The following is a 2432-nucleotide window of genomic DNA, read 5'->3' as shown; positions in this document are numbered from 1 at the left end:
AAAAAGCCGATTATGTTAATACTAGACTAAAATCAAAAAGCATTATATAATAGTAATATGAAATCAACTAAAGAAGAAATCCAAACAATCAAAACACTTTTAAAAGACTCTCGTACAGCTAAATATCATAAACGCCTTCAAATCGTTCTATTTCGTCTGATGGGTAAATCTTATAAAGAGATTATAGAGCTTTTAGACTGTAATCAAACAACGATTTGGCCAACTGTAAAAAAATATGAGGAGTTCGGACTCGACTCTCTCCTTCAAGAAACACGTGGTTGTCGTAACCATGCACATATGACAATTGAGGAAGAGAAAGCCTTTCTTGCCCGTCATTTGAAGGCTGCAGAGGCAGGAGAATTTGTTACAATTGATGCCTTATTTCAGGCTTATACAAAGGAGTTAGATCCTTCCTACACACGTGATGCCTTTTATCAACTCTTGAAGCGCCATGGTTGGCGAAATATTAGGCCACGTCCAGAACATCCCAAGAAAGCAGACGTTCAAACCATTGTCGCGTCTAAAAATAAAATCTCAATTCAAGAAGACAAGAAAGCGCTTTAAAACCAGTAGACCTTTTCGTAAGGTTTGCTTGATGTACCAAGATGAGGCTGGTTTCGGTAGAATCAGTAAACTAGGATCTTGTTGGGCTCCAATAGGAGTAGGTCCACATGTCCATAGTCACTATATACGAGAATTTTGCTATTGTTATGGAGCTGTTGATGCCCATACAGGCGAATCATTTTTCTTAATCGCTGGTGGATGTCATACTGAGTGGATGAACGCCTTTTTAGAAGAGCTTTCACAAGCTTATTCAGATGATTATCTTTTACTCGTTATGGACAATGCCATATGGCATAATAAAAGCGCTGAATCGGTCAATCAGGCTCTAAAACTCATCTTAAAACAAGACAAGATTCTGTCCATCACGGCAGATAATGGTACAGAATTTAACCGCTTGTCTGATGTATTTTCTGAGGAACATATCTATTATGCGCACCCCTATGCCTCTTGGGAAAAGGGGAATTGATGAGAATCACAACAGGCTCATTCGGAGATGGTTACCTAAGGGAACTAAGAAAACGACTCCCAAAGAAGTCGCATTCATCTAAAATTGGATTAATAACTATCCTAAAAATGCTTGAACTACAAATCACCCAGAGAAGACTTCTTGATGGCTAACTTGAACTTGAAATTTGGCTTTTTTGAAAAAATAGGTAAAAAGTTTAAAAACTCGAAGAAAACTCTTGACAAATCCTGCAAATATTTATATAATCTATGGTAGTAAGGTAGTCTTACGAAAAAATATTTTAAAGAAAAACAAAGGAGATAAAACGATGAAAAAAGTTTTATTGACAAGCGCAGTCGCTCTTGCAGCATTTGGTGCTGTACAAGCTGTTTCAGCTGATACAGCAACTTTTAGTGAGGCTAATGTTCAAACATTGCCAAATGCTAAACCTGCAGCTGATGAGAGAACAGAACCAAGTGCAGAAGTTTCTAAACTCTTTAAAGAAGCAGCAGAATCAGCAGAAGCAGCAGCTAAACGTGGAGAAGAAGCAAGTGGTAAAGTTAATACTACTGAAAATGGTGATTTGACTATTGATGATATTAAGTCTCACCTTGCATCTCAACAATCTCAACAATCTAATAAACAAAGAGTTGTTACCGATAGATATGTTAAGGTTTATGATAAAGAAGGTAATGAACTGAAACTTGATGGTAAAGCAGTTGAGATTAAGTATGAAAAATCAGCTAATAGTACTGTTGAAGTTAAAACTAAACGTGGAACATATAAATTAACAGTTCGAGTACAAAATGGTAAAGCAACCCTTTTGAAAACTCCTCAATTAGTAGCTTCTGCTGAAACACCTGCTCAAAAAGCTGAATGGATTAAATCAGGTTCTCGCTGGTGGTACAAACACGCTGATGGTTCTTACACAACTAATGGTTGGGAAAAAATCAATGGCACTTGGTACTATTTCGACCAAGCTGGTTGGATGACAACTGGTTGGGTTAAAGACAATGGTACTTGGTACTACCTAAACGACAACGGTTCAATGGCAACTGGTTGGGTTAAAGATAACGGTACTTGGTACTACTTGAAATCATCAGGTGCAATGGCAACTGGTTGGTATCAAGTTGGTGGTAAATGGTACTACTCATACGCGTCAGGAGCTCTTGCAGTTAATACAACTGTAGATGGTTATAAAGTAAACCACAACGGTGAGTGGGTTAAATAATCCAAGATAATTTAAAACTAGGAGAGTTCTCTCCTAGTTTTTTTGCTCTTTGTTAGCTATAGGGGTAGAGTTTTTGGCATTTTCCTTGCAACTCCGTCTATTGGTTAGAAGAAAATAAAAAGTGAACAAGACGATATTTCAGTCGTAACCGCCTAATAACGAAGTATATTGAAAAATCTCCAGCCTAGAGAA

Annotated in this window: 1 protein-coding gene and 1 pseudogene; both read left to right on the top strand. The window is 37.3% G+C overall.

Translation table 11 applies throughout. The features are described 5' to 3' along the window. Positions 1-57 precede the first annotated feature (57 nt). Positions 58-1285 (top strand): annotated as a pseudogene (locus tag HT688_RS09475) (IS630 family transposase). 52 nt (positions 1286-1337) lie between these two features. Then, a complete protein-coding gene (locus HT688_RS12305; RefSeq protein ID WP_172923731.1) occupies positions 1338-2240 on the top strand; it encodes an N-acetylmuramoyl-L-alanine amidase family protein in 903 nt (300 codons plus the stop codon). The last annotated feature ends 192 nt before the right edge of the window (positions 2241-2432 follow it).

It is taken from the genome of Streptococcus sp. 1559 (assembly GCF_013276735.1).
GTDB lineage: Bacteria > Bacillota > Bacilli > Lactobacillales > Streptococcaceae > Streptococcus > Streptococcus pseudopneumoniae.
Note: the sequence above shows the minus strand (reverse complement) of the source record. Positions and strands in the feature narration are given on the sequence as shown.